We start from the raw sequence: 1,315 nt of genomic DNA, 5'->3' as shown, positions 1-1,315 counted from the left end.
CGACTCAGCTTGGTGCTGTACGCCCCGGAGAAGCAGGCGGCGCGCAGCCCGGCGCTGTCGGCTCCGGAGATGGCGAGCTGACGGGCCTGCTGCACGGCGATCATGTAGCGCGAGACGAACACCACGAAGGCGTTGTAGTCACCGCCAACGGTCACGGAGAAGAGGTCGCCTGTGTCGCCGGTGGCCGCGCGCTTTGCCAGGCTTGGAATGTCGGTGCCGATCACATTGGTGGTCGGGCAGTACGAAACCGGCTGGGTTACGGTCACTTTCGGGCAGGCCCGGGTGACTCCGCTGTAGTCGAAGGCGGGCGCGGGCTGGATCGGATAAGTGCGGATCAGCGACTGCGCCACCAACGCCAGATCGGGCTGATCCACCGGCAGCTGGCGTTCCTTGTCGCCCGGCTGGAAGCTCGTCGGCAGGGTGCCGCGGCGCTGCTTCAGTTCGGCGCGGGTGATGCCCTTGCAGGCGGTCGCGCCGTCGGTGTAGCCGATCTGGACGGCGGTGACCCGCTCGAACGCGGTGCCGTGCTCGTCCTGCGACGCGCCCGGTTCGCGGTCGCGGAAGGAGATCACCGCGGCCAGCACGCCATTGAGGCCGTCGGTGGTGTTGAGGGTGAAGTGGCGCGAATTGCCTTCCGCCACCGCACGCAGGAAGACGCCGGCGAAGCAGTCGGCCTGCTGTTCGCGGACCACGGTCGGGGTGAAGAAGCCGTTCAGCTTGGCCTGCGCCTGGATCGAATGGCCGTACTCGTGGGCGAGGACCATGACCACCGCCATCGGGCCGAACTTCTTCACCAAGCCGGGCAGCAGGGTGCCGCGGTCGAAGCCGATGGTCTTGTCGACACCGCAATAGGCGGCATTGACTTGCTGAAACGTACTGCTGCGGCAGAATTCGACGGCCTGGGCGCGCGGGGCGGTGGAGTCCCAGGAAATGAACCGGGTCACCGGTTTGAACGCGCCCGGAAAGGTTTTGGCGTACTGGCCGTTCCAGTAGTCGGCGATATCCGCGATGGCATTGAGGGCCGGCTTGTCGACCGCGCCGCCGTCGCCGTTCTCGGCCGTGAGGTTCGCGTCCGGCACCCCGGACCGGGGTCCGCTGGGCCCGGCGGCCGAGGTCTGGCCCGCCACCACCCACGGGTTGTCCGTCACGGGTGCCGAAACCTGCTGCGAGGCAGGGCTTTTCACCGACGAGCAGCCGACCGGGGCCACCCCCGCGACCGCCAGCAGTACGACCAGTGCCCGCCGAATCCGCGACGTCCCCATCTCGCCTCCCACACCGCTCGGGACAAGTATCCACCGAGATATCGCGCGAAGTC

1 protein-coding gene is annotated in these 1,315 nt (G+C 68.0%); it reads right to left on the bottom strand.

Annotated features, from left to right (window positions below):
* Nucleotides 1-1,262, bottom strand: a 1,262-nt coding sequence (locus tag ACIRS4_RS37270) for a hypothetical protein (RefSeq protein ID WP_404204569.1), incomplete at its 3' end; no start/stop codon positions are given.
* Between the last annotated feature and the right edge of the window lie 53 nt (nt 1,263-1,315).

Origin of the sequence: Streptomyces sp. NPDC101166 (genome assembly GCF_044768125.1) — a bacterium.
Taxonomy (GTDB): domain Bacteria; phylum Actinomycetota; class Actinomycetes; order Streptomycetales; family Streptomycetaceae; genus Streptomyces.
This window is presented reverse-complemented; position numbering and strand designations above follow the sequence as displayed.